Origin of the sequence: Novosphingobium sp. BW1 (assembly GCF_008107685.1) — a bacterium.
Taxonomy (GTDB): domain Bacteria; phylum Pseudomonadota; class Alphaproteobacteria; order Sphingomonadales; family Sphingomonadaceae; genus Novosphingobium.
The window spans coordinates 1-26,543 of sequence record NZ_VIRF01000042.1; the positions used below are offsets into that span (position 1 = coordinate 1).

A 26,543-nucleotide genomic window follows, 5' to 3' on the forward strand; every position below is an offset into this window, starting at 1 on the left:
ACTTGAAAGTCCCCCCGATGACCGCCCCCTCCCAAAGCCCTGCCAGCGGCCTGCCCTACGCGCTGGGGACGTATGTCTTCTGGGGCATGTTCCCGCTCTACTTCGCGGCGCTGCGCCAGGTGCCTGCTTTCGAGATGGTGGGCTGGCGCATTGTCTTCACCCTGCCCTTCTGCGCGGTGCTTGTGCTGTGGCGGCGCAACGTGGGCGCAGTGCTCGCCGCGCTGCGCACTCCGCGCACGCTGGGCATCCTGGCAGCCAGTTCGCTGTTCATCGGAGCCAACTGGACGATCTACGTCTGGGCGGTGCAAAGTGGCCACGTTCTGGCGGCAAGCCTGGGCTATTACATCAACCCACTGCTCAACGTGCTCGCAGGCACGCTTTTCCTGAAGGAGCGGCTCTCGTGCCTGCAATGGGGCGCGGTGGCGCTTGCTGCGCTGGGGGTCGCCATCCTCGCCTTCAATGCGCTGACGATGCTTTGGGTGAGCCTGGGCCTCAGCCTGTCGTTCTGCTGCTACGGTCTTCTGCGCAAGCGCGTGGCGGTGGAAGCGCTGCCCGGTCTTGCCGTCGAATCGCTGTTCCTGCTGATCCCCGGCGTGGCCATCGTCACGAATCAAGCGCTTTCACCGGCGGGATCGAGCCTGGGGCAGTCGCTCACCACCGATGGCCTGCTGGCTCTGGCCGGGGTGTTCACCGGCCTGCCGCTGCTGCTGTTCGCCATTGCCGCGCGGCGCATGGACTATTCAACGCTGGGCTTTGTCCAGTTCGTCACGCCCACGCTGGTCTTCCTGCTGGGTGTCTTCGTCTTTCGCGAAGAGGTGCGCACGACGCAGATCGTGTGCTTTGCCTTCATCTGGAGCGCAATCGTGCTGTTCACCCTCGACCTCCTGCGCCGCCGCAAGCGGACACGCGCAGGAAGGAGACCAAAGGTAGCCTGAGCCTTAGAGGGCGCCTGCAAAGCGCAGCGGTTCGCCCTGTGCGCGCTCGCCCAGCTGGCCTTCCCACATCGCGGTGTGGCCGCGCACGATGGTACCGACGACGCGCCCTTCCAGTTCCATGCCGGTGAAGGGTGACCAGCCGCAGCGGCTTTCCAGCCAGTCCTCGGTGATTGTGAAGGTGCCCTTGCGGTCGATCACGGTGAAGTCCGCGTCATAGCCGGTCGCGATCCGCCCCTTGCCGACAAGGCCAAAGACGCGCTGTACGCCCGAGGAGGTCATGTCGATCAGGCGCTTGAGCGTCATGTTGCCCTTGGCGACATGGTCGAGCATCAGCGGCAGCAGCGTCTGCACGCCGGGCATGCCCGAGGGGCTGGCCGGGTAGCTCTTGGCCTTTTCCTCCTTGGTGTGGGGCGCGTGGTCGGACCCAAGCACGTCGGGCACGCCCTGCTGGAGCCAGTGCCACAGCCCGTCTCGATGGGCCTTGGACCGGATCGGCGGGTTCATCTGCGCGTAAGAGCCCAGGCGCGGATAGGCATCTTCGGCCCAGAGCGTGAGGTGCTGCGGGGTCACCTCGCAAGTTGCGATGTCGCGGTGCTGCGCGATCAGCTCCAGCTCGGCGGGCGTGGTGATGTGGAGGATGTGGATCGGGCGCTTGGCCTCGCGGGCCAGGCGCAGGATGCGCTTGGTGGAGAGCATCGCGCTCTCATCGTCGCGCCAGACCGGGTGGCTGGAGGGATCGCCCTCGACCCGCTCGCCCTTGCGCGCGTTCATGCGGTCCTCGTCTTCGGAGTGGATCGCGACGCGGCGCGTGCCGCTGGCCAGCACGCGGGCCAGTTCCGGATCGTGCGCGACAAGCAGGTTGCCGGTCGAGGCGCCCATGAAGATCTTGACGCCCGCAGTGCCCGGGATGCGCTCGAGATCGGCCAGCTCGGGCGCGTTCTCGGCGGTCGCGCCCACGTAGAAGGCGTGATCGCAGTACATGCGGTGGTAGGCACGGTCGAGCTTGTCCTGGATGCGCATCACCGAATCGGTGTTCGGGTTGGTGTTGGGCATCTCGAAGACGGCGGTGATGCCGCCCATGACCGCCGCACGGCCACCGCTCTCGAGGTCTTCCTTGTGTTCCAGACCCGGCTCGCGGAAGTGGACCTGGCTGTCGATGACGCCGGGCATCACGTCGAGCCCGGTGCAGTCGATGCGGCGCGCCGCGTCCGGGTAGGACCCCACGCCCAGGATCTTGCCGCCGCGCACGGCGACGTCCGCCACGCCCGAACCGCTGGGCGTATGCACAGTGCCGCCGGAAAGTACGAGTTCGGGTGCCTTGTCAGCCGGGTCAGTCATGTCGCTTGCGCCTCTTTTGTCTTGTGGGCCCCCGCGTGGAGGCGGGGGTCATGCACGTCGAACTAGGACCGGCGCGCGGGGGGCGCAAGGCACGAGAGGGCTAATCCGCCCTCTTTCGGCCCCAATTGGACGGCAATTTCACCTGCACATTTGTCCAACAGGAGCGTCCATGCCCCTCGCCGAGCCCGCGCCTGTCCCGCCGATTCTCTCCCAGGAAAGCACGGTGCGGAGCTTCGACCTTGCGGATCTCGGCACCGAGGAAAACACAATCGATTTCAGGGTGGTGCAGCGGCGCTGCGCGCGGGCCTCGCGGCCCGGTGAGATCGTGGTCTGCGCGCCCGATCCCGAGGCCGAGCGCCTCGGCACTATTTCCGGCGCGCAGGATTTCGAACCTTCTGGAAACGGCCCGCCTCGCGCAGCGATCAAGCTGACCGAGAATATCGAAGCCGACATCCACGTCGATCCGTACGGATTGCCCAATGGCATGGTCAGCAACCGGGTCATGGTCGGGGTCAAGGTCGCGTTCTGAGCCCATGCGAAAAGACCCGGCCCGCGCGCTGACCTTGCAGGAAGATCGCGCACGGACCGGGCCCGGTTCGCAAGCCCGCCGGTGATGGTGGTGGTTGGCAGGTGCCGGGGTGCCTGCCGGATCAAGCCGTCAGGCGAACTTGCCCGCGCGCGCGATCTCGCTGGCGGCCTTGCGGCCGACCGGCGCCTCGCGGTCCTGCAGGTAGTCGGGAAGCGTCGCCTTGTCGCCGATCTTGCCGATCACGAAGGCGGCTTCAAGGCGATGGTCGGCGGGCACGCCGAGCGCCGCTTCCGCTTCGCCGAACTTGATGCCGGTCATGCCGTGCGTGTGGTAGCCCAGCGCCTGCGCCTGCAGGGCCGCCGCCATCCACGCCGCGCCCGCATCGAAGCTGGCGCTGTAGTTGTCCGAGTTGCCCTTCTCCGAACGCATCTGCGTGTCCGAGACGACAAAGACCAGCGCCGAGGCGCTCTGCGCCCAGCCCTTGTTGAAGTCGATCAGCTGCGAAAGGAACAGGTCCCAATTGGCATCGCCTTTGACTGAATACAGGAACGTCCAGGGCTGCACGTTGTAGGCCGAAGGCGCCCAACCGGCCGCCTCGAAGATCACGTCGAGGTCTTCCTGGGGAATCGCGCTTTCATCGAAGGCGCGGGGCGACCAGCGATCGACGATCAGCTTCTCGACCTTTGCGTGAGCGGTGCGTCCGAGCGATTGAGCAGTCATGTCGGGATATCCTTGGCAATCGGGATGGGAGAGAGGCGGAGAAATGACAGCAAAGGACGCTAGCGTGCCGACGGGGTCGACGCACCGGCGTCCTTCGCCAAAACCGTCAGGCGGCATCCACCAGGACGATTTCCGCATCCTCTAGCGCGGTTACCTCGAGGCTGGAAAGACCCGTGATCGCCACGCCATCGCGTGCCTGCGCCTCCACAGCCTCGTTATCGCTCTGGGCATTGGCCACACGGATGCGCCCGCGCGTCGAGACGAGGTAGAGATGACGGCCCGGTGCGGTTTCGTAGCGCGCAGTCTCGCCTGCCGGAACCGTCGCGCCCAGCACGCGAGCATCGGCGCGGATCGGCAGCGCGTCGCCGTCCCCATCCTGCCCGCTGGCAAGCGCCACGAACCGGCCCGCGCGGTCCCCCTTGGGAAACGGGCGGGTACCCCAGTCGGGCGTGCCGCCACGGCTGTCGGGCAGGATCCAGATCTGAAAGATCTGGGTTTCCTCGCCTTCCAGATTGTATTCGGCGTGCTGGATGCCGGTCCCTGCGCTCATCACCTGGACATCGCCTGCCACCGTACGGCCCGCGTTGCCCATGTTGTCCTGGTGGGTGATCGCGCCCTTTCGCACGTACGTGACGATTTCCATGTCGCGGTGCGGGTGGGGGGGAAAGCCCGTCTGCGGCGCAATGATATCATCGTTCCAGACCCTGAGGCGCCCCCAGTTGGTACGCTCGGGGTCGTGGTAATTGGCAAAGGAGAAGTGGTGGTGGGCATCGAGCCAGCCATGGTTGGCCGCTCCGAGACCCGCAAAGGGACGCAGCTCGATCATGTTGTGCAACTCCAGGGGGAAGAAGCCACCGTCCCATCCGCAGCGGCCTTCCAAAGTTTGGCCTGCCCATTTGTGTTGGGAGAAGAGCGGGCCGGTGCGAACCGAAGGGCCCCCGGGATCGATGGGAAGGGCCGCTTTCGCGTGTCGAGGGTTGAAATAGACGCTTTGATGCGATCGGAAAATTACGATAAAATCGATCCAAATGTTCAAGGATCTCGAATGCCCAACCTCGTCATGCCCAGCCTTGACCACCTGCGCATCGTCCTCGCCATCGTCGAGGAAGGCAGTTTCGGGGCCGCGGCGCGCAAGCTGGGCCGGGCGGTCTCTGTCATCAGCTATGCCGTGGCCCAGGTCGAGACGCAGCTCGATCTCGTGCTGTTCGAACGCGAAGGCTCACGCAAACCGGTCCTGACCGAACGCGGGCGCGCGCTCCTCGCCGACATCCGCACGTTGCACGAGGACGGGGAAACACTGCTCGCGCACGCGCGCAGCCTGCGCCAGGGGCTCGAGGCCGAGCTTGCCCTTGCGGTCGACGTGATGGTGCCAGGGCAGGTTCTCGCCCCGCTGCTGCGCGCCTTCCAGGCGCGCTTTCCGCGCGTTCCGCTGCGCCTACACATCGAGGCCCTGGGCGCGGTGGCCGCCTCGCTCATCGAGGGGCGCGCCAGCCTTGCCATCGCCGGGCCTGATCTGCCCCAGCTGGGCGAGTTTGAACGCGAAGTGATCGGCGCGGTCGAGATGGTGCCGGTCGCCGCGCCCTCGCACCCGCTCGCGCAGCAGGCGCGGATCGCACCGGGCGACACGCGCCGCCATCTCCAACTTGTCCTCACTGACCGCTCGACGCTGACGCAGGGGCATGATTTCGCGGTGATGAGCCCGCACACTTGGCGCCTTGCCGATCTGGGTGCCAAGCACGCGCTGCTGCGCGAAGGCATCGGCTGGGGCTCGATGCCGCGCGATGCGGTGCGCGGCGACCTTGCCGACGGCACGCTTGTCGCGCTCGACCTGCCCGAACGGCGGCTGATGTCCTACCAGCTCCTCGCGCTGTGGCGGCGCGACGACCGGCCTGGCCCCGCCGCGCTGTGGGTGCTGAAGGAACTGCGCACGCGCCTAGCCGAACACACCGCCAGCACGGCCTGATTCGCGCCTTGAGATCTTGCACTTGGCCGCAATGTCCCCATCTGCCAGACATGAGCGCCACCCGTCTGTTCGACCGAGCCGTGATCCGGCTCTCCGCCCGCCCCGACACCGGCGAAGACGTCGCCGCCTTCCTGCAGGGGCTCGTCACCTCCGACGTCAAGGGATCGCTTCCCGTCTGGGCCGGCCTGCTCACGGCGCAGGGCAAGGTCCTGTTCGATTTCCTGGTCTGGCCCTCGGGCGAGGACCTCCTGATTGATTGCGAGGCCAACGTCGCCGACGCGCTGGTGAAGCGCCTCTCGATGTACCGCCTGCGCCGCGCGATCGACATCGCGCGCGAGGATCACCTTGTCGTCCACTGGCGCCCCCACACCGGCGACGGCGCGGCCTCGGACCCGCGCCTCTCCGCGCTGGGCGAACGCTGGATCGCGCCCTTCGACCCCAACGACCCGGACGACATCGTGACCGGCGCGGACGAGGCCTGGCGCGCGCATCGCCTCAGGCATGGCGTGTGTGAAGGGCGCGCGGAACTGGGCGATGGCGAATTGCTCTGGCTCGAATGCAACGCGACCGAACTGCACGGCGTCAGCTTCACCAAGGGGTGCTACGTCGGGCAGGAAAACACCGCGCGCATGAACTGGCGCCAGAAGATCAACCGGCGCCTGATCGTGGTCCCGCTCGAACGCTCGGACGAGAAGCGCCGCCGCGCGGCCTATACCGACCTTGGCCTTGCCGTCGATCATCTGCGGGTCGCGGATATTCCCGCCGAGTGCGTGCCGGGCTGGATGGAATTGGCCAAGGACGAGGCGGAGTAAGACAGAAGAAATTTTCCGAGGACCATCGCCCTCTCTCGGCTCAGCCACGATCGCGCGAAAGACGTGAGGGCGCCGATTTTCGGGGTCCAAGGGGCGATGGCCCCTTGTATCCCTCTTTCTTCCTTCAGGCCCTGAGCGGCTGCGCGCTGCTGCGTTCGTAGGCAACCCGGTCAAGTGGGGGCAGTGCCCGCCATTCGAGCGGCGCCTCGTAGCAACGCACGGCAACAGCGTCCCCGCGCGCAGCGCTGAAGCGCTCCTCGATGCGGAAGCTGTCTTCGAAGCCTGCGGCGAGCAGGACGCGCGAATCGCTTTCGCTGTCGAGCGGTTCATAGGCCACGATACGGTGGTGGCCCAGCGCGCAGGCGTGGTCGAGCATGGCCCGCACGGCCTCGCGGGCAAAGCCCAGGCCGCAGAACCGGCCCTTGATCCAGTAGACAAGCTCCACTTCGCCGCGCTCCCCGGCCACCAGGCCGATATGACCCACCAGGCGCGCCCCTCCCGGCGCACGCAGATAAATCATGAACTGGGGCAGGCGCTGGTCACGCTCGCCTTCCAGCAGCGCGCGCACCTCACCAAGGGACCGGGGCAAGCCGGGCACAGTCAGTGTACGGGGCACGGCATCGGAATTGAGGGCCTCGAAGATATCTTCGAGATCCTCCGGCCAGCCGGGCCTCAGAAACAACCTCTCCGTGCGGATGAACATCGTACGTCTCTCCGTCGTTTTTTCTTTTCCGCAGCTCCTCTATGCAACACTCCGGCTCACATTGCACGGAAATTGCGGAAAAGAGCCTCGCTCCTGCCATAAACGGTCTGAAGTCCGGACATTAAGAACCCGACAGCGCGCCGCTCCGGAGGCGTGCGGATTGCCTTCGGGCGGCGAATCGGTCCCGCCCGATTCGCAGCACCATCAGGAGCCAGGCCGCCCGCTCAGGCCGCCTTGCGAACAAGCCCACGATCACCCGCGTCATCATCGCAATCGCCGCCGTTCTCGAGCTCAAGCGTGTATTCGAGCGCCATCGCGCTCTCGCCACGGCCCGAGCTGTAGCGCTCCAGCAGGCGTCCGGTCCGCGCAAAGCCCGCCCTGCGCAGAACCGCGCCGGATGCGGGATTGTCGATGAAGTGGCTGGCAACGAGGCGCGTGTGGCCCAGCGTGCGGGCGAGCGAGAGCACCCCGCGCGCCGCCTCGCTGGCATAGCCCTGCCCCCAGTGGGCGCGTGCGATCCAATAGCCGAGCTCGACGCGCTCACCATGCTTGGCCAAACCAATGCAGCCCAGGATCGGGGCGCCGGGAAGGTCCGGACGCGTGATGAGAAAGGTGGGCAGGCCGTGCTCGGCCGGGCGCGCCAGGAAGCGCGCAGCATCGCCCGGCACGTAGGGCCAGGGGGCGGACGCCAGGTTGCAGACGACCTCGGGATCCGCGATCGCGGCGTGAAGTTCATCCCGGTCCTCGGCCCAGCCGGGCCGCAGGAACAGCCGCTCGCTGCGAAGGAACATTGTCTCTCTCCATTCATCAGCCCCGCGCGGCCGCTTAGGCGCTGCGCGTGACAACCCGGTTACGCCGCATCCACAGGTGCGCAGCGAGCCCGGAGGTTCGAGCCTCGTCGCCGGCCGTGCCGATCAACCGAAGCGATGAAATGAGGGAGACATGCAAAGAGGGAGACAGGCCGGGCCCTCTCCCTCTTGCAGCCGAAACCTTACAAGGTTCGGCAGGGCCATCCTGTCCGGATGGCCCCTATGGCGACCATCCACTTATTCGGCGGCTTCAGCCATCGCGTCGACCGACACATACTTGCGGCCGAGCTTGCCATCGTGGAAGCGTACGCGGCCTTCGGTCAGCGCGAACAGGGTGTGATCCTTGCCCATGCCGACGTTGACGCCCGGGTACACCTTGGTGCCACGCTGACGAATGATGATGTTGCCGCCGATCACATCCTGACCGCCGAACTTCTTGACGCCAAGGCGGCGGCCTGCTGAATCGCGGCCGTTACGCGACGAGCCGCCTGCTTTCTTATGTGCCATCTCGTTTTCCTTTCGAAATCCGGCGCTTAGCCGACCGAGGTGATGCGAAGCAGCGTAAGCTGCTGGCGGTGGCCGTTCTTGCGGCGATAGTTGTGGCGGCGACGCTTCTTGAAGACGATGACCTTCTCGCTCTTGGCCTGCGCGATGATCTCGGCCGAAACCGAAACCTTCGACGCGTCGACGACATCGCCGTCCTTGCCTGCGATCAGAACATCACCCAGCGTGATGGTCTCGCCAGCTTCACCAGCCAGCTTTTCAACCGCGATCTTGTCTCCGGCGGCAACCCGATACTGCTTGCCGCCCGTGCGCACTACTGCGAACATGGTGCCCTTACCTAATCTCGTGTGTGCCCGAAACGAGCCGAAACAATGTTTTTGCCCCGGCCGCTTTGGTCCGACGAAGAACCGTGGGAAGCCTTGCGGGCGACGCACCGACATACACGCTGCAAATCGAGGATCTGAATGCGCGATGCCGGAAAGAGAGCGAGCCGTTAGGGCACACGACGATTCGTGTCAACCGAAAGAGTCGGCTCTCCTGCGCCTTCCCTTATGCGGAAAAGGCGCCCGAGGCTTTCCAACCGGACGCCACCATGGCGCCCGCTATCGCGCGCTCCTTTGCACGAATCGCGAGGAGCGCCAAGCGATTCGCTGTCGATACCGTGCGCGTGCGTGCTATGAGCGGCGCCATGACCACCCGCCTTGCCCGCTTCATCCGCCGTTTCCCGCGACCTGCCGCGCTTGCCCTGCCGCTTGCAGCCGCCCTTCTTTCTTCCGGGTGCGCGAGCACGCGCGACTACCCCTCGCTCTCGATCCGCGAGGTGGAACGCAACATGCGCGCGCGCCCGAGCAAGGCCGAGGAAGCCGAAACGCCCCAGCTGCCCGCCGCCAGTGCTGACCTCACGACTCGCCTCGACGGTCTGGTCGCGATGGCACGCACGGCCGACGGCCAGTTTGCCGATGAAAAGAATCGGGCCGAACGCGCGGTCGCCGCTGCAGGCGGGCGCACCAGCGATTCGTGGAGCGCAGCCCAGATCGCGCTCGCCGCGCTCGAGAGCCACCGCTCGCACGCGATGACCGCGCTGGCCGAACTCGACCAGCTCTATGTCGATGCGCGCGACGAAGCCCCGCTCGCCCCTTCGCCCAAGGCCGAATCGATTGCGGCCGCGCGCGATACGGTCAGCCAAATCATCTCGGCACAGGATTCGGTGATCGAGGGCCTCTCGGCACGCCTCGCGGGCTGATCGCCACCTCCAGAACGTGAAAACCCCTCCCCGCTTGTGCGAGAAGGGGTTCCCGAACGCCTGATCCGCAAAACGCCTGCAAGCCCCCCGGCACCGGCATTCCAGGATCAGGTGGTCAAAACCACAAAGGTCCCGACCGGCGGTGCGCTGCCACCATGACGAGGCGCGCACATTCCAGCGACGAGAAGACCATGTACCCTCAGACAGTCTCGCGCAGGGCCTGAAGGATGGCTTGCCATGGCTTGGGATGGGGGGAATTGATGCGGATCAAGTTTGCGCATTTCGCGTAAGACTGCAGGCTAGAGCCACGCGATGAAGCGAGTTACGAGAAAAGACGATTCCGAGGGCCATCGCCTTCGGGCTCCCCGAACTATCCAGCGCAGCCATCTCCCGCCGCGTTGGCGCAGAGGAGACAGGTTGGCGTCTCGAATAGGGAGGGGCAAAGCCCCTCTAAAATCGTCCGATACGTGTCCTCACCTTCCGCAAGTTGCGGGCGCGGAGAAAGCCGAGGTTGCCGAGTCCGGGGTCAAGGGGCGATGTCCCCTTGAGAATACGCCTTCCTACTGTCTTGCGCCTTCTATTCGGCCACCGCGCTGTCCCAGCGGGCGATATCCTCGAAATCTTCCTCGCGCGGTTCGATCCAGCGCCAGACGCCGTCCACTTTTTCACGCTTCCAGAACCAGGACTGGCTCTTGAGGTGGTCCATCGCAAAATCCGCCGCGGCAAAGGCATCGCGCCGGTGGCGGGCAGCCGCAGCGACCAGCACGATGGGGTCGGCCGGGGCCATCTCCCCGCTGCGGTGCAGTATGAGCAGCCCGTCGAGCGTCCAGCGCCCGCGCACCTGGGCGGCGAGGTCTTCCATCGCGGGAAGGGTGAGCGGTTCGTAATGCTGGAGTTCGAGAGCCTCGACCCCGCCGCCCTCGCGCACCTGCCCCAGGAAACTGACGATACCGCCGGCTGCGGGATGGGCACGGGTAAAACGGTCCACTTCCTCGCCGGGGGTGAAAGCCTCGGTCAGCAGGCGCACATCGCTGCGGGTCGGGGGCGGGCTCGTGCTCACCCGCCCGAGACCGGGGGCAGGAAAGCGATTTCGTCCCCGTCGCGCAGCACCGGTGCATCGCGATCCTGAAGCAGGATGCCGTTGACGGCGAGCTTCACGCGCGGTTCGCGCAAGGCGCTCGCCAGTTCGGGGCCCAGGCTGTCGATCGCCGCGTCGAGCGTGCCAGCCAGTTGCACTTCGCGCGCGCCGCAGCCCGCCACGTCTTCGAGCTTGCCCAGAAACACCATGTTGAGCGCCATCTTCGCCTTATCCTCCGGTCATCGACATGTGACGGGAAAGCGCTGGCGCGGCGCCCGGTTCCTCGATGGCGAAGTGATGGCGTTCGGGCTTGATGCGCATGGCGGTATCGAGCGCGTCCTGAAGCGCCCGGTCGGGCGCGTCCGAACGCAGCGCCGCGCGCAGATCCACTCGCTCGTTTCCGCCAAGGCAGGCGTAGAGCTGACCTGTCGCGGTCACGCGGATGCGGTTGCAGCCTTCGCAGAAATTCTGGGTGAGCGGGGTGATGAGGCCAAGGCGCCCACCGGTCTCGGCAATGTCGAAATAGCGCGCCGGACCGCCCGTGCGGTGTTCACTGGGCTGGAGCGTCCAGCGCTTCTCCAAATCCTCGCGCACGGCCAGCAGCGGCAGGTAGTGGTCGAAACGGTCTTCCTCCACCTCGCCCAGCGGCATGACCTCGATCAGCGTGATCTCGAAGCCCTGCCCGTGCGCCCAGGCGATGATGTCGGGGATCTCAGCCTCGTTGATGCCCTTCAAGGCGACCGTATTGAGCTTGACCGAAAGCCCCGCCTCGCGCGCGGCCTGCAGACCTTGGAGCACCTGCGGCAGCGAATCGCGGCGCGAGAGAGCGGCGAACCCCTCCCGGTCGAGCGTGTCGAGCGAGACGTTGACGCGCTTAACCCCGGCAGCGGCCAGCCCATCGGCAAATTCAGCCAGCCGCGTGGCGTTGGTGGTGAGCGTGAGTTCATCCAGCCCGTCGCCGATCTTGCGCCCCAGCGCCTGGACCAGCTCCATCATGTCGCGGCGCACCAGCGGCTCACCGCCGGTGAGGCGGATCTTGCGGATGCCGCGCGCGATGAAGCCAAGCGAGAGCTCGTGCAGTTCCTCAAGGCTGAGCACGTCCTTGCGCGGCAGGAAGGTCATGCGTTCGGGCATGCAGTAGGAACAGCGCAGATCGCACCGATCGGTTACCGAAAGGCGCAGGTATGTGATCCGGCGTTGGAACTGGTCGACAAGGGGGGGCGCTGAAGTCATCCGCGCCGTCATACCATTGACATGGCACCATTACCATCGAGAGCAAAAAGCTGGCCTGTGATCGCCTGCACGCCCTCCAGCCACTGCCGTGTAGCGGCCAGCGCCTCCATGCTGTCGGTCTCCACCGCGTTCACGCGCGAGGGGGCATACCGGCGGGCGAGCCCCTGCACGGTGGCGAGCCGCCAGGCCCGGTGATCGACGCCCGCAGGCTCGAACACCAGTGTCAGCGGGTCCGCGCCGCCGCCCAGTGTCAGCTCGACGCCGGGCAGGACGCGTGCGTGAAAGTCGCTCGACGCCTCGAGCGGATCCTCGGCCAGCGGGCCGACACAGAGCAGCTCGCCCATGCCCATGCCCTTAGCGGCGGTGCCGGGTCAGGGTAATGCCGATCTTCTCGCCCGCCTCGGCAATCGCAAGCTTCACGATCTTGACGGTGACCGCCGTTATCCGCTTGTCCTGCAGGAAGAGCGTGTCGCAAACATGGTCGGCCACGGCCTCGATCAGCGTGAAATGCACGCCTTCGGGAATCGCGCCCGAGGCCGCGAATTTCAGGTCCATGTAGTTCTTGCTCGCCTCAAGCGGAGTGTCGGGGGTGTAGTGCGCGGCCGGCTTCAACGCGACGGAGATCGTGAAGCGCAGCGGCTGCGGCTTGCCGGTCTCTTCGGAGTAGATCCCGGTGAGGACGTCCTGTTCGAAGTCGGCGACTTCAAGGATAAGCGAATCGGTCATGGCGCCCCTTAGTGCGATTTGCCCGCGCAGGGAAAGTGCCCGAAAGACCCTGGAGCGATTTGACGCATTTTCTGAACCATCAGATGATCCCATCTGATTGGAAAATACCCTAGCGCTTCTTCTTCGTGATAGGCGCGTTGAAATCGGGGTCCTTCTTGGCCACCCACGCGACGAACTTGGCGATGGTCGGATCGTCGAGAAGCCCCTGCGCCTCCATCCCGAAGCGCTCCAGCTGCGAGTTGGTGAAGTGGGTGATGATCGTCCTCTGGCAGATCGGGTGCATCGGCACGGTGTCCTTGCCGCCCCGGCTCTTGGGAATGGGATGGTGCCAGACGATCTCCGACCCGGTCACCCGCCCGCACAGCCAGCAATCGGGCGGCGGCGCGGCCTCTTCTTCGGTCTCATCGTCCAATTCCCAGTCATTGCGGCGTTTGCGGGCCATAGTGTGCTTTCGATAAGGCTTGATCGCGCGCCCTGTTGGCATAGAGCGCGCCTCTGTGACAGGACTTAATGCCATGACCGCCTCCGAAGACACCCCCGCGAACGACACCACGCTCGTTCGCGCGCAGCGCCGCCTGCTCGCCCGGCTGTTCAACGCCCGCACGACGCCGATCTGCGTCGATGGGCACGAATTCCTGACCTTTCAGGAGGCGAAGCGCTACCTCCTCGCGCTGGAACCCGAAGCGCGCGAGGCGGCCTACCAGGCGATGAAAACACAAGGGGAGAGGTAGGGAGAAGGATGATTTCCCAGGGCCATCGCCCTCGGGCGCCCGAAATCGAAGAGGCTTGGGCGCGATTGCAGCCTGGTGCAAGTTTTCAGAGGAACCTGCGACCGCAAGGCGCCCTTGTCCCTCGTTCTGGCACAATTTTGCAAAACTGAGACGTGCCTGACTGTATATTTGGCGAGCAGATCAGGAGCAGCAGTTCTTGAGATTAAAGTCCGCTATTGCAGAAAATTGAGCATGGCTCAGAGCCCAAAACCTGCAGCCGCTCATGTGCATCCGGAACGTTGGCGAGTGTTCCCAGTACGTCTCCCATCGTTTAGAAGTCAGCCCATTCCTCGTCATCTGCCCTCGCCCCGAGCGCGACGTTGCCCAAGTTGACGGGGTAAGCCGCAAGCGCTCTCTTGGCAGGGGAGGCACTGGCCATGGATGGCGCAGGAACTTGCTGGAATGGGACGACTTCAGACAGTCCGGCATTCAAGGGGCGAGTTCGGCTACCCAGCTCAAAGCCGGCAACGATATTGTGCATCTGGCGAGCTTGTTCCGAAAGCGAGTGGGTCGCAGCGCTTGCCTGTTCGACCATCGCGGCGTTTTGCTGCGTGACCCGGTCAAGATCGTCCGCCATGGCACTGACCTGTACGAAGTTGTCCGCCTGCCGCTGCGCGTTGTCGGCGATACCAGCGACCTCGGAGCTGACCTGATGAACACGAGAGACGATATTGGTAAGCAGGTCGCCGGCCGCGCCGACCAGCTCAACACCTGAAGAGACATGATTGGACGATGCAGCGATCAGTACGCCGATGTTGCGCGCGGCGTCGGCAGAGCGCTGGGCGAGCGCACGCACTTCGTTGGCCACCACGGCGAAGCCTTTACCTGCATCGCCAGCGCGCGCCGCCTCGACCCCGGCGTTGAGAGCAAGAAGGTTGGTCTGAAAAGCAATTCCGTCGATCACGTCGATGATCTTTCCGATCTCGGAGGCGGACTCTTCGATCTGCCGCATCGCGCGCATGGCGCTTTCCACGACATGGTCGCCCTCCTGCACTTCGCTTTGTGCCGTTGCGATCAATTCGCGTACGGTACGTGTTGCCGTGGCAGTGTCCCTGACGCTGCCCGAGACCTGATCAATGGCGGCGGACGCTTTTTCCAGACTTGCGGCCTGGTTCTCATTGCGTCGGGAAAGGTCCTCTGCTGCGACGTGGATCTCGCTGGAACCGTTCATCACGGCATCTGCTGCCTTGCTGACGGATCCAATGGCATCGGCAAGCGCTTCGACGGCCCGGTTGAAATTGATGCGCAGCGCTTCGTATCGCTCTGGCAAGCGCTTCTCGATCAGGCAATCGAGCCGTTTTTGGCCCAAAAGAGTCAATGCCCGGCTCAAGGTGTCGACGACGTCAAGTTGGACTGCGTTTTGTTCCTCAAGCTGGACCGCATTGTCACGGAACGTCTCCATCGCTGCAACCATCCGCCCAACGCAGTCCGTATGGCTGGAATAGGCGAAGTCGCCATCCAGATCGCCTCCCGCAAGCGCCTCCATGCTCATGACGGTGTCGACGTAGGGACGGCAGATCCGCTCCTTGGCAATCAGGACAATACTTCCAACCCCCAGTACCGGGACCGTCGCGAGCAGGAGCGCTGGCCAAGGGCTGGCGGTCATCGTGAGGGCGAGTGCGGTAACCACGGGACCAAGCGCGGCAACGGTCGTGAGAAGATAAAACAGGATGATGAACTTACGCCGGATCGGTGCGTGCATCTCGCACCATTCAAACATAGCTGTCCTTCCGCCTGCCTCACCTGAGCGCGTCGCTCTGCGGGTCTCCTTAGGAGAAAGAGGTTCCGGGAGTACTCACAAGTCTGACTGGCAAGAACTTTATGTCCTGACACGCAATCTAGCGGAGGTGGTCTCCCGGCTCGCGCATGATCGAAACGTTGGTGCTGTCGGCGACTTCAGACTTGGAAGGCGCCGCTCTGGAAAGCTTCCGTTCCCAATCAGTCGGACAGCAAGCGGCCCGGGTTCGCCCAGCAACTGCAATTACGGATGCCTTCGTTAGAAGGTGAACAGCAAAGGTCAGGTCCGCGTCCGACAGGTTGGGGAGCCCGAGGGCGATGGTCCTCGAAATCTATCTCTTCCGGATTCTCTTGGCCGCCGCGAAGGCCGCTTGACCGGACGGCCGGTTTACAAGGGACGGTAGATGCCCCTTCCCTTCGTTACGCCGGGTTCGACCAGCGCGCGAAGATCGCGGTGGGCAGGAGGCGGCCTTCGCCGTCCTCGCGTACGGAAAGATCGCCGTGTTCGATGGTGCCGGGGAGGTCCGCGAAGAGCTCGTCCATGAGCCCGGCCAGCGCGAGCGAGGACATGCGCACCGCGTAGACGGTGAGGAACAGGAAGCGGCTGTCGCCATCGAGCAACTGGCGGCAGTTCACCAGCAGCTCGGGCAGGTTTTCTTCGAGGCGCCAGGTCTCGCCGCCGGGGCCGCGTCCGAACTTGGGCGGGTCGAGAATGATGCCATCATAGCGGCGGCCGCGGCGTACTTCGCGGGCGGCGAACTTGGCGGCATCGTCGATCATCCAGCGCACTGGGCGGTCCTCGAGCCCTGCCAGCGCCGCGTTTTCGCGCGCCTGCGCGACCGACTTCTTCGAGGCATCGACGTGGGTGACGCGTCCGTGCGCGGAGAGCGCCAGCGTGCCGACGCCCGTGTAGCCGAACAGGTTCATCGTCTCGGCATCCTCGCGCCCGGCCAATTGCGCGCGCATCCAGTCCCATACCGGCGCCATGTCAGGGAAGAAGCCGAGGTGGCGAAACGGTGTGCAGCTGGCGGTAAAGGCCACCTCGTTCCAGGCGAGCGGCCAGCCTTCGCGTGGGACTTCGCGCTCGAAGAGCCACTTGCCCCCGCCGTCCTCGTCCGAGCCGGGCACAAATTCGCCATCCGCGTCCCAGGTCTCGGTGCTCGGGCTCCACATCGCCTGGGGCTCGGGCCGCACGAAGCGGCGCTCGCCATAGCGTTCGAGCTTGCGGCCATGGCCCGAATCGACGAGGCCGTAGTCGTCCCAGCCTTCACCGATCATCAGGACGGGGGATGTTAAGAGCGTTGCCATGGGCCGTGCCCTAGCCCTCAGACCTTGGGTGCGGCAAGCCCCGCGACAAATTCGGCCACGGCGTCGTATTCGCCCACCAGCTTCGTGCACTTCTCCTCGCGGTCGAAGAGGTCGCCCACGCGCGCAGGCAGGCACGGCCGATGGCCGGTCGAACGCTCCACCGCCTCGGGGAACTTGGCCGGGTGCGCGGTCGCCAGCGTGACGACGGGCGTCTTGGCCTCGATCCCGGCGGTCCGCGCGGCGAAGAGGCCGCAGGCGGTGTGGGGGTCGATCAGTTCGCCGCAGTTTTCCCAGGCCCAGCGGATCGTCGCGGCCATCTCGTCCTGGTCGGCACGGGCCGACTGGAAGAGCGCGGCGGCGCCTTCGCGCTGCGCGTTTGAGAGCTGCATCGCCTTGGTCGCCTCGAAGCCCTTCATCTGCTCGGCCATGGCGGCGCCGTCACGCCCGCCAAGGTCGAACAGCAGGCGCTCGAAGTTGGAGGAGATCTGGATGTCCATCGAGGGCGCGGCGGTCGGCGTCACGATCCCTTGCGAGTAGTCGCCGCTCGAGAGCGCGCGGTGCAGGATGTCGTTGACGTTGGTGGCGACCACCAGCTTGGCGACGGGCAGGCCCATCTGCGCCGCAACGTAGCCAGCAAACACGTCGCCGAAGTTGCCGGTCGGCACCGAGAAAGCGACCTCGCGCTCGGGCGCGCCGAGCTGGAGCGCGGCGGCGAAGTAGTAGACGATCTGGGCCATCAGGCGCGCCCAGTTGATGGAGTTCACCGCGCCGATCGCAAAGCGGTCGGTCATCGCGGTATCGTTGAACATGCGCTTCACCATCGCCTGGGCGTCGTCGAACGAACCATCGATGGCGATGTTGTGAACGTTGGGCGCGAGCACCGTCGTCATCTGGCGGCGCTGCACGTCCGAGACGCGGCCGTGCGGGTGGAGCATGAAGATGTCCACCTTGGCGCGGCCCGCCACCGCGTCGATCGCGGCCGAGCCGGTGTCGCCCGAGGTCGCCCCCACGATGGTGAGGTTGCGGTCCGAACGACTGAGGAACTCCTCGAAGAAGAGGCCAAGCAGCTGGAGCGCGACGTCTTTGAAGGCAAGCGTGGGGCCGTGGAACAGTTCGAGCACCCAGTGCTGCTCGTCAAGTTGCTTGAGCGGGGTCACCGCCTTGTGCGCGAATCGGCCATAGGCCTCGGTGGTGAGTTCGAGCAGGCGCTCGTAGGTCAGGCTCTGGCCCACGAACGGCGCCATGACCCGCGCGGCAAGCTCGGCGTAGGAGAGCCCGGCCATTCCCGCGATCTCGTCCTTGGAGAAGCGTGGCCATTCGCGCGGAACGTAAAGCCCGCCGTCGCTGGCAAGGCCAGCCAGCGTTGCGCCTTCGAAATCGAGCGCCGGTGCGCTGCCGCGGGTGCTGATGTAGTCCATGACTTCCCTGTTCGTCGGATACGGCCTGCCGAAACGGACCTTGCTCGGTTGGTTCTGCCCGGTGTGCCCGCGGCCTTTGCAGGCGCGGTTAGCGCCCGCGAGGCGGCAAGGCAATGCCGCTGTGAAACGCGGGCTCACGAAACGCAAGGCTCACGAACGCACCTTTCGGCGCAAGACCATTGCGTAGATGACCAGTGCGGTCAGCGCAAAGGCGAACCACTGGATCGCGTAGGAGAGGTGGTTGTTGGGCAGATCGGATGGATCGGGAAGCGCGTTCGCTTCCAGCCCCCCCAGCGGCGGATCAGCCACCAGGCGCGGACCCGGCGCGATCACGCCATGGACCTCACCGCCCTGCCAGGTGCCATTGCCGTCGGGCCGCCGGGTCCAGCCCAGCACCACGCGCGCCTCGCCCCCGCCCGCCAGCGCGCAAGTCGCGGTGCGCGCGAAGCCGGTCTCGTCGTTGCGATTGCGGCCTGCAACGGCGCTGGTGGCGGTCACGGCGGTGCAGGTGAGATCGGCGCGGCGATAGAGTAGCTGTGGTCCCGGACCTTGCCTTGGCCAGGCGATCTCCTGCGTACGGCCTGCCGCTCCGGCGTAGTGCGCGAGCAACTCGGCCTTCTCCGCGCGGCGCTCCAGCTGCCAGAGGCCAAGCGCGATCATCACGCCGACGGCGAGAAGCACGACAAGCGTCGAGACAATGGGAATGGAGCGCATGGATCAGGGCCTTTTCGTCGGGGCACGGGAAACAGGAAGAGAGCTTTTCAAGGGGCCATCGCCCCTTGACCCCGGAATCGGCAACCTCACCCTACTCAGCCCTGGCAGCGTGCGAAAGGTGAGGTAGGCAGTTTTGGGGAGCCCGAGGGCGATGGTCCTCGGAATCGACTTTCCACTTGCAATCTCACCCGAGGCCGCACCAAATCGAAAGGGCAGCCAGCGCGAACGCGGGCTGCCCTTTGCGGCTTTGCGAGACCAGCGCGGATCAGTGCGTGGGATAGCCCCAGCCGCCCCAGATGTAGACCGCGACGAAGAGGAACAGCCACACGACGTCGACGAAGTGCCAGTACCAGGCTGCCGCCTCGAAGCCGAAGTGCTGGCGGGGCGTGAAGTCACCCTGGTAGCTGCGCACGAGGCACACGGCGAGGAAGATGGTGCCGACGATGACGTGGAAGCCGTGAAAGCCGGTCGCCATGTAGAAGGCCGAGCCATAGGTGTTGCCACCAAAGCCGAAGGGCGCGTGCAGGTATTCGTAACCCTGGATCGCACTGAACAGAGCGCCCAGCGCAATCGTCGCCCACAGGCCCTTCTTGAGGCCCTCACGGTCGCCGTGGATCAGCGAGTGGTGGGCCCAGGTGACCGTGGTGCCCGAGGTCAGCAGGATCAGCGTGTTGAGCAGGGGCAGCGCGAACGGGTCCATGACCGCCTCGATCGCCTTGGGCGGCCACTGCCCGTCGACCACCTCGGTGAGCGTGGAAGGGAACAGCGAGAAATCGAAGAAGGCCCAGAACCAGCCAACGAAGAACATCACCTCCGAGGCGATGAACAGGATCATGCCATAGCGCTGGTGCAGCTGCACGACGGGCGTGTGGTCACCCGCGCGCGCTTCATGAACAATCTTGGAGAACCACATCCACATCGAGGCGATGAGAAGCGCCAGGCCCATCCACGGAACGAAGGCGCCGCCGGGCATGTCGTGCATGAACAGCACCATGCCCGAGGTGAAGATCAGCGCCCCCAGCGTGGTCGCCAGCGGCGCGATGTCCGGCGGCAGGATGTGGTAATCGTGGTTCTTGGTACCGGCCATGTGCCTTCATCCCCGTTTATCGAAACTGTTCTAGCCGCTCCGCCCGGCGCCACGTGCCGGATGAAACGGTCCCCAAATGAGCCTTAACTTCCCGTCGCTATGCGGTCCAGACCCTTTGCATCCGCAGGAGATGTCTGACCTTCGTTGAGGTGGAAGGTGTAGCTGAGCGTAATCTGCTCGACGTCCTTGTTGTCTTCATCGCCAAGGATCGCCGGATCGACGTAATAGAGCACCGGCATCTTCACGGTCTCGCCGGGCTGGAGTGTCTGCTGCGTGAAGCAGAAGCACTGGATCTTGTTGAAATACTTGGCCGCCTGTTCGGGCTCCACGTTGAAACTGGCAGTGCCCGTCACGGGCTTGTCCGAGGTATTGGTGGCCTCGAACAGGGCCATGTCGCGCTGGCCCACGGTGATGTCGTGGGTGGTCTGGAGCGGCTTGAAGTTCCAGGGCATGTCATGCGCAACATTAGCATCGAAACGGATCGACATGGGCCGCGCGGCGACCTGGACAGCCTGCGCCGTTGCTCCGTCAACGCGCTGGGTTGTCCCGCCGTAGCCCGTCACCTGGCAGAAGATGCGGTAGAGCGGGACCGCAGCGAAGCCCAGCGCCAGCATGCCCAGCGCCATCGCGAGGCCGATCAGGCCGACCTTGCGGTTGCGGCGGCGCGTATGCGCGGCCTGGCTCGTGGCATCGTGGGGCGGGGACAGACTGGCCATGGCTCAGCCCATCTTCGCGATCGAAATGAAGAAGACGAGGACCACGAACGCGGCAAGACCCAGGCCGAGCACGCGATTGCGGTCCTTGCGGATCTGTTCGATGCTGCGGGGCTCGGGGGTGTCGGGCTTTTCCTCGTCCATAAATTCCCTCAGATGACGATGAACCGGTCGAGCACCAGCGCGGCAAAGAGCGCGAAGAGGTAGATGACCGAGTAAGCGAAGAGCTGCTTCTCGGGCTTCATCGTATCCTCTTCCCCGCGCGTGCGCAGGCCGACACGGACCGAGAGCGCCAGGAACAGGGCGGACAGGACGAAGGCGCTCACGCCATAGACGAGGCCCGTGCCGCCGATCCACCAGGGGGTCATCGTGAGCGGCAGGAGCAGCGCCGAGTAGATCAGAATCTGGCGGCGCGTGGCCTTTTCGCCCGCGACAACCGGCATCATCGGGATGCCGACCTTGGCGTAGTCGCTCTTCACGAAAAGCGCGAGCGCCCAGAAGTGCGGCGGCGTCCACATGAAGATGATGGCGAAGAGCACCACCGGCATGAGCGTGATCTCGCCCGTCGCCGCGACCCAGCCGATCAGCGGCGGGAATGCGCCCGCGCCGCCACCTATGACGATGTTCTGCGGCGTGCGGGGTTTCAGCCAGATAGTGTAGATGACCGAGTAGTAGACGATCGAGACGGCGAGGATCGCGGCCGGAAGCCAGCCGATCGCAAAGCCCATCAGGAACACCGAGCCCGAGCACAGCACCAGCGCGAAGTCGCGCGCGGTGGTGCGGTCAAGGCGGCCTTGCGGGAGCGGGCGCTTGGCGGTGCGCTTCATGCCCGCATCAAGGTCGGCTTCCCACCACTGGTTGAGCGCGGCCGCACCCCCGGCCCCGATCGCGATGCACAGGATCGCGGTGAAGGCGAGGACCGGGTGAATGCGCACGGGAGCGGCGATGAGGCCGCACAGTCCGGTGAAGATGACAAGGCTCATCACGCGCGGCTTGGTCAGCGCGATGAGGTCACGCCATTCGGCCGGACGCCGGGCGGAAGCCGGATTCGGGGGGGTAATCGAGGTGGTCATGGTGGCGTGCCCATACACCGTTCGTGCCTTTCAGGCGAGACGGACAATTTGCCCGACCCGAAGGCCTGGCAAATCGTCACGTGCGCTCCGTGGGAAGGGACCGGAACCGATCAGTGGTGCACGGCCTCTTCGATGACCGGAAGGGTCTCGAACTGGTGGAACGGCGGCGGGCTGGTCAGCGTCCATTCCAGCGTCGTCGCGCCTTCGCCCCAGTAGTTGTCCTCGGCCTTGCGGCCCGCAAGGAAAGCGTAGGCGATGTTCACGAACCAGACCACCAGCGAGGCGGCCATGACCATGTAGCCGATCGTCGCGATGTGGTTCCAGTAGGTGAAGGCTTCCGGATAGTCCGGGTAGCGACGCGGCATGCCCTGCATCCCCAGGAAGTGCATGGGGAAGAAGATCATGTTCACGCCCACGAAGAATACCGCGAAGTGCACGTAGGAGAGGAACTCCGAGTGCATCTTCCCGCTCATCTTCGGGAACCAGTAGTAGAAGCCCGCAAACAGCGCGGTCACCGCGCCCAGCGAGAGCACGTAGTGGAAGTGCGCCACAACGTAGTAGGTATCGTGCATGTTGTCATCGATACCGCCGTTGGCGAGCACGACGCCAGTGACGCCGCCGACGGTGAACAGGAAAATGAAGCCGATCGCCCAGATCATCGGGCTCCTGAATTCCATCGAGCCGCCCCACATCGTGGCGATCCACGAGAAGATCTTCACACCGGTGGGCACCGCGATGACCATGGTGGCCGCGGTGAAGTACATCTTGGTGTTCACCGAAAGGCCGGTCGAATACATGTGGTGCGCCCACACGATGAAGCCGACGACGCCGATCGCGACCATCGCGTAGGCCATGCCGAGGTAGCCGAAGACGGGCTTCTTCGCGAAGGTCGAGATGATCTGCGAGATGATGCCAAAGCCGGGCAGGATCATAATGTAGACTTCGGGGTGGCCGAAGAACCAGAACAGGTGCTGGTAGAGCACCGGATCACCGCCGCCGGCCGGATCGAAGAAGGTCGTGCCGAAGTTGCGGTCGGTCAGCAGCATGGTGATGGCTGCGGCGAGGACCGGCAGCGAGAGCAGCAGCAGGAACGCGGTGACGAGCACCGACCACACGAACAGCGGCATCTTGTGCAGCGTCATGCCCGGCGCGCGCATGTTGAAGATGGTGGTGATGAAGTTGATCGCGCCCATGATCGAGCCCGCACCCGACAGGTGCAGCGCGAAGATGCCGAAATCGACGGCAGGTCCAGGCGAGCCGTAGGTCGAGAGCGGAGCGTAGACCGTCCAGCCCGTCCCTGCACCAAGCCCGGTACCGCCCGGCACGAAAGCCGAGCACAACAGCGAGACGAAGCCCGCCACGGTCAGCCAGAACGAGATGTTGTTCATGCGCGGGAAGGCCATGTCCGGCGCGCCGATCATGATCGGCACGAACCAGTTGCCAAAACCGCCGATGATCGCAGGCATGACCATGAAGAAGACCATGATCAGGCCGTGCGCGGTAATCAGCACGTTCCAGGTATGGAGCGTGGCGGTGAAATCGGGATTTTCGGCCCCGAACCAGCGCGCGAACGTATCGAGGTACTGGATGCCCGGCTCGGCGAGCTCGACACGCATCATCCCCGAGAAGGCGCCGCCGATGATCCCCGCGATGATCGCGAAGATCAGGTACATCGTGCCGATGTCCTTGTGGTTGGTCGACATGAACCAGCGGGCGAAGAAGCCCGGGTGGTCATGCCCGTGGTCGTGGCCGTGGTCTGCGACGTGGCCCTGGAACTGGTCTGCGGTGGTTGCCATGGTGGTGAACCCTAATCCTTGCGTTCGCGGGCCGTCAGGCGGCGACTTCGGTGGCGGCGTCTTCCGGCATATCGGCCGGGACGGTTTCGCCCTCGCCTGCCGGAGCGGTCGCGGCCGGCTCTTCACGCCCGTCGATCACGGCGCCGGGATGGGTCAGGACCCACTGGTTGTACTTCTCACGCGGGAGCGCCTCGAGCGCGATCGGCATATAGCCGTGCTTGGCGCCGCACAGTTCCGAGCACTGGCCGTAGTAGACGCCCGGCTTCTCGACGAAGAGGACCTTCTCATTGATGCGGCCCGGCACCGCGTCGAGCTTGAACCACAGCGAGGGCACGGCGAACGAGTGAATCACGTCGGCCGCGGTGATCTGCAGGCGGATCGGTTCACCCGCGGGCACGACCAGGCGGTTGTCGACTTCGAGGTGCGAAGGGCCGTCCCAGGCCTCCGAGCCGACTTCGCGCACGCCATTGTTGATGACGGGCTGGCCGGGGATGTTGAGCATGTTCGAGATCACCTCGAACTCGCCATTGTCGGGGTAGCCATAGGTCCAGAACCACTGGTTGCCGGTGACCTTGATGGTCAGCGCTTCCTTGGGCGCGGGCTTGTACTGCTTGGCGATGAGGTCGATCGAGGGGACCGCGATGCCCAAGAGGATGAACACCGGCAGGATCGTCCAGACGACCTCGATGGCGGTGTTGTGGCTGGTCTTGGAAGCGACCGGGTTGGCGCGGCGATTATAGCGCACCACGACCCAGATCAGCAGCGCGAGCACGAACAGCGTGATGATCGTGATGATCGGCATCAGCGCGTAGTTGTGGATCTTCAGCGCGTATTCCCCGAGCGGCGAATACTGGTCCTGAAAGCCGATACCACCCGGCGTCGGCATGCCGACGCCCTCAGTGGGCGTCATCGGCGTGTAGCTACCCTCGTCCTGCGCCAGAGCCGGCGCGGCCAGAAGTCCAGCTGCGGAAAAAATGCAGGCCTTCCCCAAAAGGCGCGGTGAGCGGGCGATGTGTCCGGATATCATCGTTATAGCGCTTCCGTTTCTCTTTTAAACGTACACGCGAATCGCCCCGCCTGCACGCACCCCAAATGCGGAGGCTCTTGCCCCCCTTCCATCTTGGCCTATACGCGCGCTTGCTGCGCGTCTCAAGCGCTACTAGGGAATTTTTGACTTTGGGCGCCGCGCAAGGCCGCCGAATTACGTGTTTTTAATGAAAGGAAGTTGACCGCCATGCAGGAAGAAGAGGTCCTCGCCGAGTTCCGCGCCAGCAAGGCCCTGTTGGAAGGACATTTCCTTCTTTCCTCGGGCCGCCACAGCGCCCACTACCTGCAGTGCGCGCGTGTCCTGCAGAGCCCCGACCGCGCCGCGCGTCTCGCAGTGGCGCTGGCCGCCACGTTTCCCCACGACGTGCGCAAGCAGATCCAGAAGGTCGTCTCGCCCGCCATGGGCGGGGTCATCATCGGCCAGGAAATGGGCCGCGCCCTCCAGGTCGATGCCATGTTCGTCGAGCGCCCCACGGGCACCTTCGAACTGCGCCGCGGCTTTGAGCTCGATCCGGGCGACAAAGTGCTGATGGTCGAGGACGTGGTCACCACCGGCAAGTCCAGCCGCGAGGCGATCAAGGCGATCGAGGCCGCTGGCGGCAAGGTCATCGCAGCTGCGGCTCTCGTCGACCGTTCGGCGGGCGCTGTGGACCTGGGCGTTCCCTTCTATCCGCTCGTCGCGCTCAGCTTCCCGACGTATGCCGAGGACGAACTTCCGGCCGAGCTTGCCGCCACCCCCGCGATCAAGCCGGGCAGCCGCCAGCAGCCCTGACCCGCAGGCGCCCGGTAGCTCCGGGCGCTGCCCTCGCCGTTCCCCTCCTGCAACGCAAAGGCCCGCCTCCCGTGTCCAGCGTCCTCCATCCCGCGCACCTGCGCCTTGGCGTGAACATCGATCACGTCGCCACCATCCGCAACGCGCGCGGCGGGCTCCATCCCGACCCGGCCCGTGCGGCCCGAATCGTGGCGCAGGCAGGCGGGGACGGCATCACCGTACATCTGCGCGAAGATCGCCGCCACATCGTCGACGGCGACATCCAGCGCGTGCAGGACGCGACCGGCCTGCCCGTCAACCTCGAGATGGCCGCGACCGAGGAGATGCTCGAGATTGCGCTCAAGCACCGCCCGCACGCCGCCTGCATCGTACCCGAGCGGCGCGAGGAGCGCACCACCGAGGGCGGGCTCGATGCTGCCGGCCTGCACAACCAGCTCGCCCCCATCGTCGGCAAGCTGACCGAGGCGGGCGTGCGCGTCAGTCTCTTCATCGGCCCCGAACCGCACCAGATCGAGGCCGCGATGAAGCTCGGCGCGCCGGTCGTCGAACTGCACACCGGCGAATACGCCCACGCCACCGGCCCGCACGTGGCGATAGAGCTCAGGCGCATCGCCGACATGGCCGCGCTCGCCGCCAAGAACGGGATCGAGCCCCACGCCGGACACGGCCTTACTTACGAGAACGTCCAGCCGATCGCGGCCATCCCCCAGATCGCAGAGCTCAACATTGGCCATTACCTCATCGGCGAGGCCATCTTCACAGGGCTCGAAGCCAGCATCGCGAAGATGCGCGTGCTGATGGACGAGGTCCGGTGAAACGCGCAGGTGCGGATTTTACGCGCCTCAAACGCCGCATCCGCCTTGTCTGCCTGGGTTTCGTCCCCATAGTCGCCTGCATCATGACGGCGCTGACCCTGTGGAGCGACTACCGCGCGGGCCGTCCCTTCGAGCCGCACCCGATCTTTTCGGGGCTGGGGCTCATCGGCTGGGGCTTTGCCGTCTTCGTGCTCTCGGGCCCGGCGCTGACCGCGGCCGAGCGCATTCGTGCAGACTGGCGCAACAGGAGAAGGCGCAAGTGATCATCGGCCTGGGTTCGGACCTGTGCAATATCGAGCGGATCGCCCATTCGCTCGAACGGTATGGGGACCGCTTCCTCCACCGCGTTTTCACCGAGAAGGAGCGCGCCAAGGCCGCCCGGCGCCCGCACACCGTCGCGGGCACGCTGGCCAAGCGTTTCGCGGCCAAGGAAGCCTATTCCAAGGCGGTCGGGACCGGCTTCAAGCAGGGCGTGTTCATGAAGGACATCGGCGTCGTCAACGCCCCTTCCGGCGCGCCCACGCTGGCCCTGTCGGGCGGCGCGAAGGAGCGTTTGGACGCGATGACCCCTGCGGGCCACGAAGCCGTGGTTCACCTCACGCTCACCGACGATCACCCATGGGCGCAGGCTTTCGTCGTCATCGAGGCGCGCCCGCTCGCCTCATCCGCCGCTGCCGAGTAGAGTTTCTTGTCCCAGACC

General features: G+C 65.2%; 33 protein-coding genes. 10 read left to right on the top strand and 23 right to left on the bottom strand.

From position 1 onward, the window contains the following. Positions 1-17: 17 nt before the first annotated feature. Positions 18-935 carry an EamA family transporter RarD gene (gene rarD / locus FMM79_RS03545; protein ID WP_148626187.1) on the top strand — a complete coding sequence of 306 codons (918 nt, stop codon included), beginning with the start codon at positions 18-20 and terminating at the stop codon, positions 933-935. 3 nt (positions 936-938) lie between these two features. Here the strand turns inward: rarD and FMM79_RS03550 are convergent, their stop codons facing one another. Further along, the gene (locus FMM79_RS03550; protein WP_148626188.1) at positions 939-2,273 is read right to left on the bottom strand and encodes a dihydroorotase; all 1,335 of its coding nucleotides are present in this window, start codon (positions 2,271-2,273) and stop codon (positions 939-941) included. A gap of 169 nt (positions 2,274-2,442) precedes the next feature. Between FMM79_RS03550 and FMM79_RS03555 the strand changes: the two genes are divergently transcribed. Next, on the top strand, positions 2,443-2,802 hold the full coding sequence (locus tag FMM79_RS03555; RefSeq protein WP_148626189.1) for a hypothetical protein: 360 nt from the start codon (positions 2,443-2,445) through the stop codon (positions 2,800-2,802). A 129-nt stretch (positions 2,803-2,931) separates the two neighbouring features. Here the strand turns inward: FMM79_RS03555 and FMM79_RS03560 are convergent, their stop codons facing one another. Together FMM79_RS03560 and FMM79_RS03565 are read right to left on the bottom strand one after the other, a co-directional pair. Beyond that, entirely contained in the window at positions 2,932-3,522 is a 591-nt protein-coding gene (locus tag FMM79_RS03560) for a nitroreductase family protein (protein WP_148626190.1), read from the bottom strand. A gap of 106 nt (positions 3,523-3,628) precedes the next feature. Next, a complete protein-coding gene (locus tag FMM79_RS03565) occupies positions 3,629-4,348 on the bottom strand; it encodes a pirin family protein (RefSeq protein ID WP_148626191.1) in 720 nt (239 codons plus the stop codon). 219 nt (positions 4,349-4,567) lie between these two features. On the opposite strand from FMM79_RS03565, the gene FMM79_RS03570 reads away from it, so the two are divergent. Both FMM79_RS03570 and FMM79_RS03575 read left to right on the top strand, forming a co-directional pair. Then, positions 4,568-5,485: a LysR family transcriptional regulator gene (locus tag FMM79_RS03570; RefSeq protein ID WP_148626192.1), complete on the top strand. Its 918-nt coding sequence runs from the start codon at positions 4,568-4,570 to the stop codon at positions 5,483-5,485. 50 nt (positions 5,486-5,535) lie between these two features. Beyond that, positions 5,536-6,297 (top strand): folate-binding protein YgfZ, encoded by a 762-nt coding sequence (locus tag FMM79_RS03575; protein ID WP_148626193.1) that lies wholly within the window; start codon positions 5,536-5,538, stop codon positions 6,295-6,297. A 124-nt stretch (positions 6,298-6,421) separates the two neighbouring features. Here the strand turns inward: FMM79_RS03575 and FMM79_RS03580 are convergent, their stop codons facing one another. The 4 genes from FMM79_RS03580 to rplU all read right to left on the bottom strand — a co-directional run bounded on the left by FMM79_RS03580 (position 6,422) and on the right by rplU (position 8,639). Continuing rightward, positions 6,422-7,000 carry a GNAT family N-acetyltransferase gene (locus FMM79_RS03580; protein WP_148626194.1) on the bottom strand — a complete coding sequence of 193 codons (579 nt, stop codon included), beginning with the start codon at positions 6,998-7,000 and terminating at the stop codon, positions 6,422-6,424. A gap of 224 nt (positions 7,001-7,224) precedes the next feature. Next, entirely contained in the window at positions 7,225-7,791 is a 567-nt protein-coding gene (locus tag FMM79_RS03585; RefSeq protein ID WP_148626195.1) for a GNAT family N-acetyltransferase, read from the bottom strand. Between the two features lie 255 nt (positions 7,792-8,046). Beyond that, positions 8,047-8,316 (bottom strand): 50S ribosomal protein L27, encoded by a 270-nt coding sequence (gene rpmA, locus FMM79_RS03590; protein ID WP_148626196.1) that lies wholly within the window; start codon positions 8,314-8,316, stop codon positions 8,047-8,049. Positions 8,317-8,342: 26 nt separating this feature from the next. Then, positions 8,343-8,639: a 50S ribosomal protein L21 gene (rplU, locus tag FMM79_RS03595; RefSeq protein ID WP_039390312.1), complete on the bottom strand. Its 297-nt coding sequence runs from the start codon at positions 8,637-8,639 to the stop codon at positions 8,343-8,345. A 362-nt stretch (positions 8,640-9,001) separates the two neighbouring features. Here rplU and FMM79_RS03600 point away from each other — a divergent pair, with 362 nt between their 5' ends. Further along, positions 9,002-9,556: a hypothetical protein gene (locus FMM79_RS03600; protein WP_240338958.1), complete on the top strand. Its 555-nt coding sequence runs from the start codon at positions 9,002-9,004 to the stop codon at positions 9,554-9,556. 577 nt (positions 9,557-10,133) lie between these two features. Here the strand turns inward: FMM79_RS03600 and FMM79_RS03605 are convergent. The 6 genes from FMM79_RS03605 to FMM79_RS03630 form a co-directional block, all read right to left on the bottom strand. Then, positions 10,134-10,616 (bottom strand): molybdenum cofactor biosynthesis protein MoaE, encoded by a 483-nt coding sequence (locus FMM79_RS03605; RefSeq protein ID WP_148626197.1) that lies wholly within the window; start codon positions 10,614-10,616, stop codon positions 10,134-10,136. Next, positions 10,613-10,855, bottom strand: a complete 243-nt coding sequence (locus tag FMM79_RS03610) for a MoaD/ThiS family protein (RefSeq protein ID WP_148626198.1) — start codon at positions 10,853-10,855, stop codon at positions 10,613-10,615. Before FMM79_RS03610 ends, FMM79_RS03605 begins: the two co-directional genes overlap by 4 nt. Positions 10,856-10,862: 7 nt before the next feature. Beyond that, positions 10,863-11,867, bottom strand: a complete 1,005-nt coding sequence (gene moaA, locus FMM79_RS03615; protein WP_148626199.1) for a GTP 3',8-cyclase MoaA — start codon at positions 11,865-11,867, stop codon at positions 10,863-10,865. A gap of 8 nt (positions 11,868-11,875) precedes the next feature. Beyond that, positions 11,876-12,211 (bottom strand): Rossmann fold domain-containing protein, encoded by a 336-nt coding sequence (locus FMM79_RS03620; protein ID WP_148626200.1) that lies wholly within the window; start codon positions 12,209-12,211, stop codon positions 11,876-11,878. A gap of 10 nt (positions 12,212-12,221) precedes the next feature. Further along, on the bottom strand, positions 12,222-12,593 hold the full coding sequence (locus tag FMM79_RS03625; RefSeq protein WP_148626201.1) for a dihydroneopterin aldolase: 372 nt from the start codon (positions 12,591-12,593) through the stop codon (positions 12,222-12,224). 109 nt (positions 12,594-12,702) lie between these two features. Then, positions 12,703-13,035 carry a hypothetical protein gene (locus tag FMM79_RS03630; protein WP_148626202.1) on the bottom strand — a complete coding sequence of 111 codons (333 nt, stop codon included), beginning with the start codon at positions 13,033-13,035 and terminating at the stop codon, positions 12,703-12,705. 73 nt (positions 13,036-13,108) lie between these two features. On the opposite strand from FMM79_RS03630, the gene FMM79_RS03635 reads away from it, so the two are divergent. Further along, a complete protein-coding gene (locus tag FMM79_RS03635) occupies positions 13,109-13,324 on the top strand; it encodes a hypothetical protein (protein WP_148626203.1) in 216 nt (71 codons plus the stop codon). Positions 13,325-13,634: 310 nt separating this feature from the next. Here the strand turns inward: FMM79_RS03635 and FMM79_RS03640 are convergent, their stop codons facing one another. The 10 genes from FMM79_RS03640 to coxB all read right to left on the bottom strand — a co-directional run bounded on the left by FMM79_RS03640 (position 13,635) and on the right by coxB (position 24,236). Further along, positions 13,635-15,065, bottom strand: coding sequence for a methyl-accepting chemotaxis protein (locus FMM79_RS03640; RefSeq protein ID WP_240338959.1), 1,431 nt, complete (start codon positions 15,063-15,065; stop codon positions 13,635-13,637). Positions 15,066-15,520: 455 nt separating this feature from the next. Further along, positions 15,521-16,408 carry a class I SAM-dependent methyltransferase gene (locus tag FMM79_RS03645; protein WP_148626205.1) on the bottom strand — a complete coding sequence of 296 codons (888 nt, stop codon included), beginning with the start codon at positions 16,406-16,408 and terminating at the stop codon, positions 15,521-15,523. A gap of 17 nt (positions 16,409-16,425) precedes the next feature. After that, entirely contained in the window at positions 16,426-17,826 is a 1,401-nt protein-coding gene (gene thrC, locus FMM79_RS03650) for a threonine synthase (RefSeq protein ID WP_148626206.1), read from the bottom strand. 150 nt (positions 17,827-17,976) lie between these two features. Then, on the bottom strand, positions 17,977-18,540 hold the full coding sequence (locus FMM79_RS03655; protein WP_148626207.1) for an SURF1 family cytochrome oxidase biogenesis protein: 564 nt from the start codon (positions 18,538-18,540) through the stop codon (positions 17,977-17,979). Between the two features lie 265 nt (positions 18,541-18,805). Beyond that, a complete protein-coding gene (locus FMM79_RS03660; protein ID WP_148626208.1) occupies positions 18,806-19,627 on the bottom strand; it encodes a cytochrome c oxidase subunit 3 in 822 nt (273 codons plus the stop codon). An 83-nt stretch (positions 19,628-19,710) separates the two neighbouring features. After that, entirely contained in the window at positions 19,711-20,343 is a 633-nt protein-coding gene (locus FMM79_RS03665; RefSeq protein ID WP_148626209.1) for a cytochrome c oxidase assembly protein, read from the bottom strand. Positions 20,344-20,346: 3 nt separating this feature from the next. Continuing rightward, positions 20,347-20,484 carry a hypothetical protein gene (locus FMM79_RS21465; protein WP_162853535.1) on the bottom strand — a complete coding sequence of 46 codons (138 nt, stop codon included), beginning with the start codon at positions 20,482-20,484 and terminating at the stop codon, positions 20,347-20,349. An 8-nt stretch (positions 20,485-20,492) separates the two neighbouring features. Then, on the bottom strand, positions 20,493-21,413 hold the full coding sequence (locus FMM79_RS03670; RefSeq protein ID WP_148626210.1) for a heme o synthase: 921 nt from the start codon (positions 21,411-21,413) through the stop codon (positions 20,493-20,495). A 110-nt stretch (positions 21,414-21,523) separates the two neighbouring features. Beyond that, complete coding sequence (ctaD, locus tag FMM79_RS03675) at positions 21,524-23,209, bottom strand: cytochrome c oxidase subunit I (RefSeq protein ID WP_148626211.1); 1,686 nt, start codon at positions 23,207-23,209, stop codon at positions 21,524-21,526. Between the two features lie 34 nt (positions 23,210-23,243). Next, entirely contained in the window at positions 23,244-24,236 is a 993-nt protein-coding gene (gene coxB, locus FMM79_RS03680) for a cytochrome c oxidase subunit II (protein WP_148626212.1), read from the bottom strand. Between the two features lie 207 nt (positions 24,237-24,443). Here coxB and pyrE point away from each other — a divergent pair, with 207 nt between their 5' ends. The 4 genes from pyrE to acpS all read left to right on the top strand — a co-directional run bounded on the left by pyrE (position 24,444) and on the right by acpS (position 26,525). After that, complete coding sequence (gene pyrE / locus FMM79_RS03685; protein WP_148626213.1) at positions 24,444-25,028, top strand: orotate phosphoribosyltransferase; 585 nt, start codon at positions 24,444-24,446, stop codon at positions 25,026-25,028. A 71-nt stretch (positions 25,029-25,099) separates the two neighbouring features. Next, positions 25,100-25,843: a pyridoxine 5'-phosphate synthase gene (locus FMM79_RS03690; protein WP_148626214.1), complete on the top strand. Its 744-nt coding sequence runs from the start codon at positions 25,100-25,102 to the stop codon at positions 25,841-25,843. Next, positions 25,840-26,106, top strand: coding sequence for a hypothetical protein (locus tag FMM79_RS03695; RefSeq protein WP_148626215.1), 267 nt, complete (start codon positions 25,840-25,842; stop codon positions 26,104-26,106). The genes FMM79_RS03690 and FMM79_RS03695 overlap by 4 nt, the downstream gene beginning before the upstream one ends. Beyond that, on the top strand, positions 26,103-26,525 hold the full coding sequence (gene acpS / locus FMM79_RS03700; protein ID WP_148626216.1) for a holo-ACP synthase: 423 nt from the start codon (positions 26,103-26,105) through the stop codon (positions 26,523-26,525). The genes FMM79_RS03695 and acpS overlap by 4 nt, the downstream gene beginning before the upstream one ends. Positions 26,526-26,543: the final 18 nt, after the last annotated feature.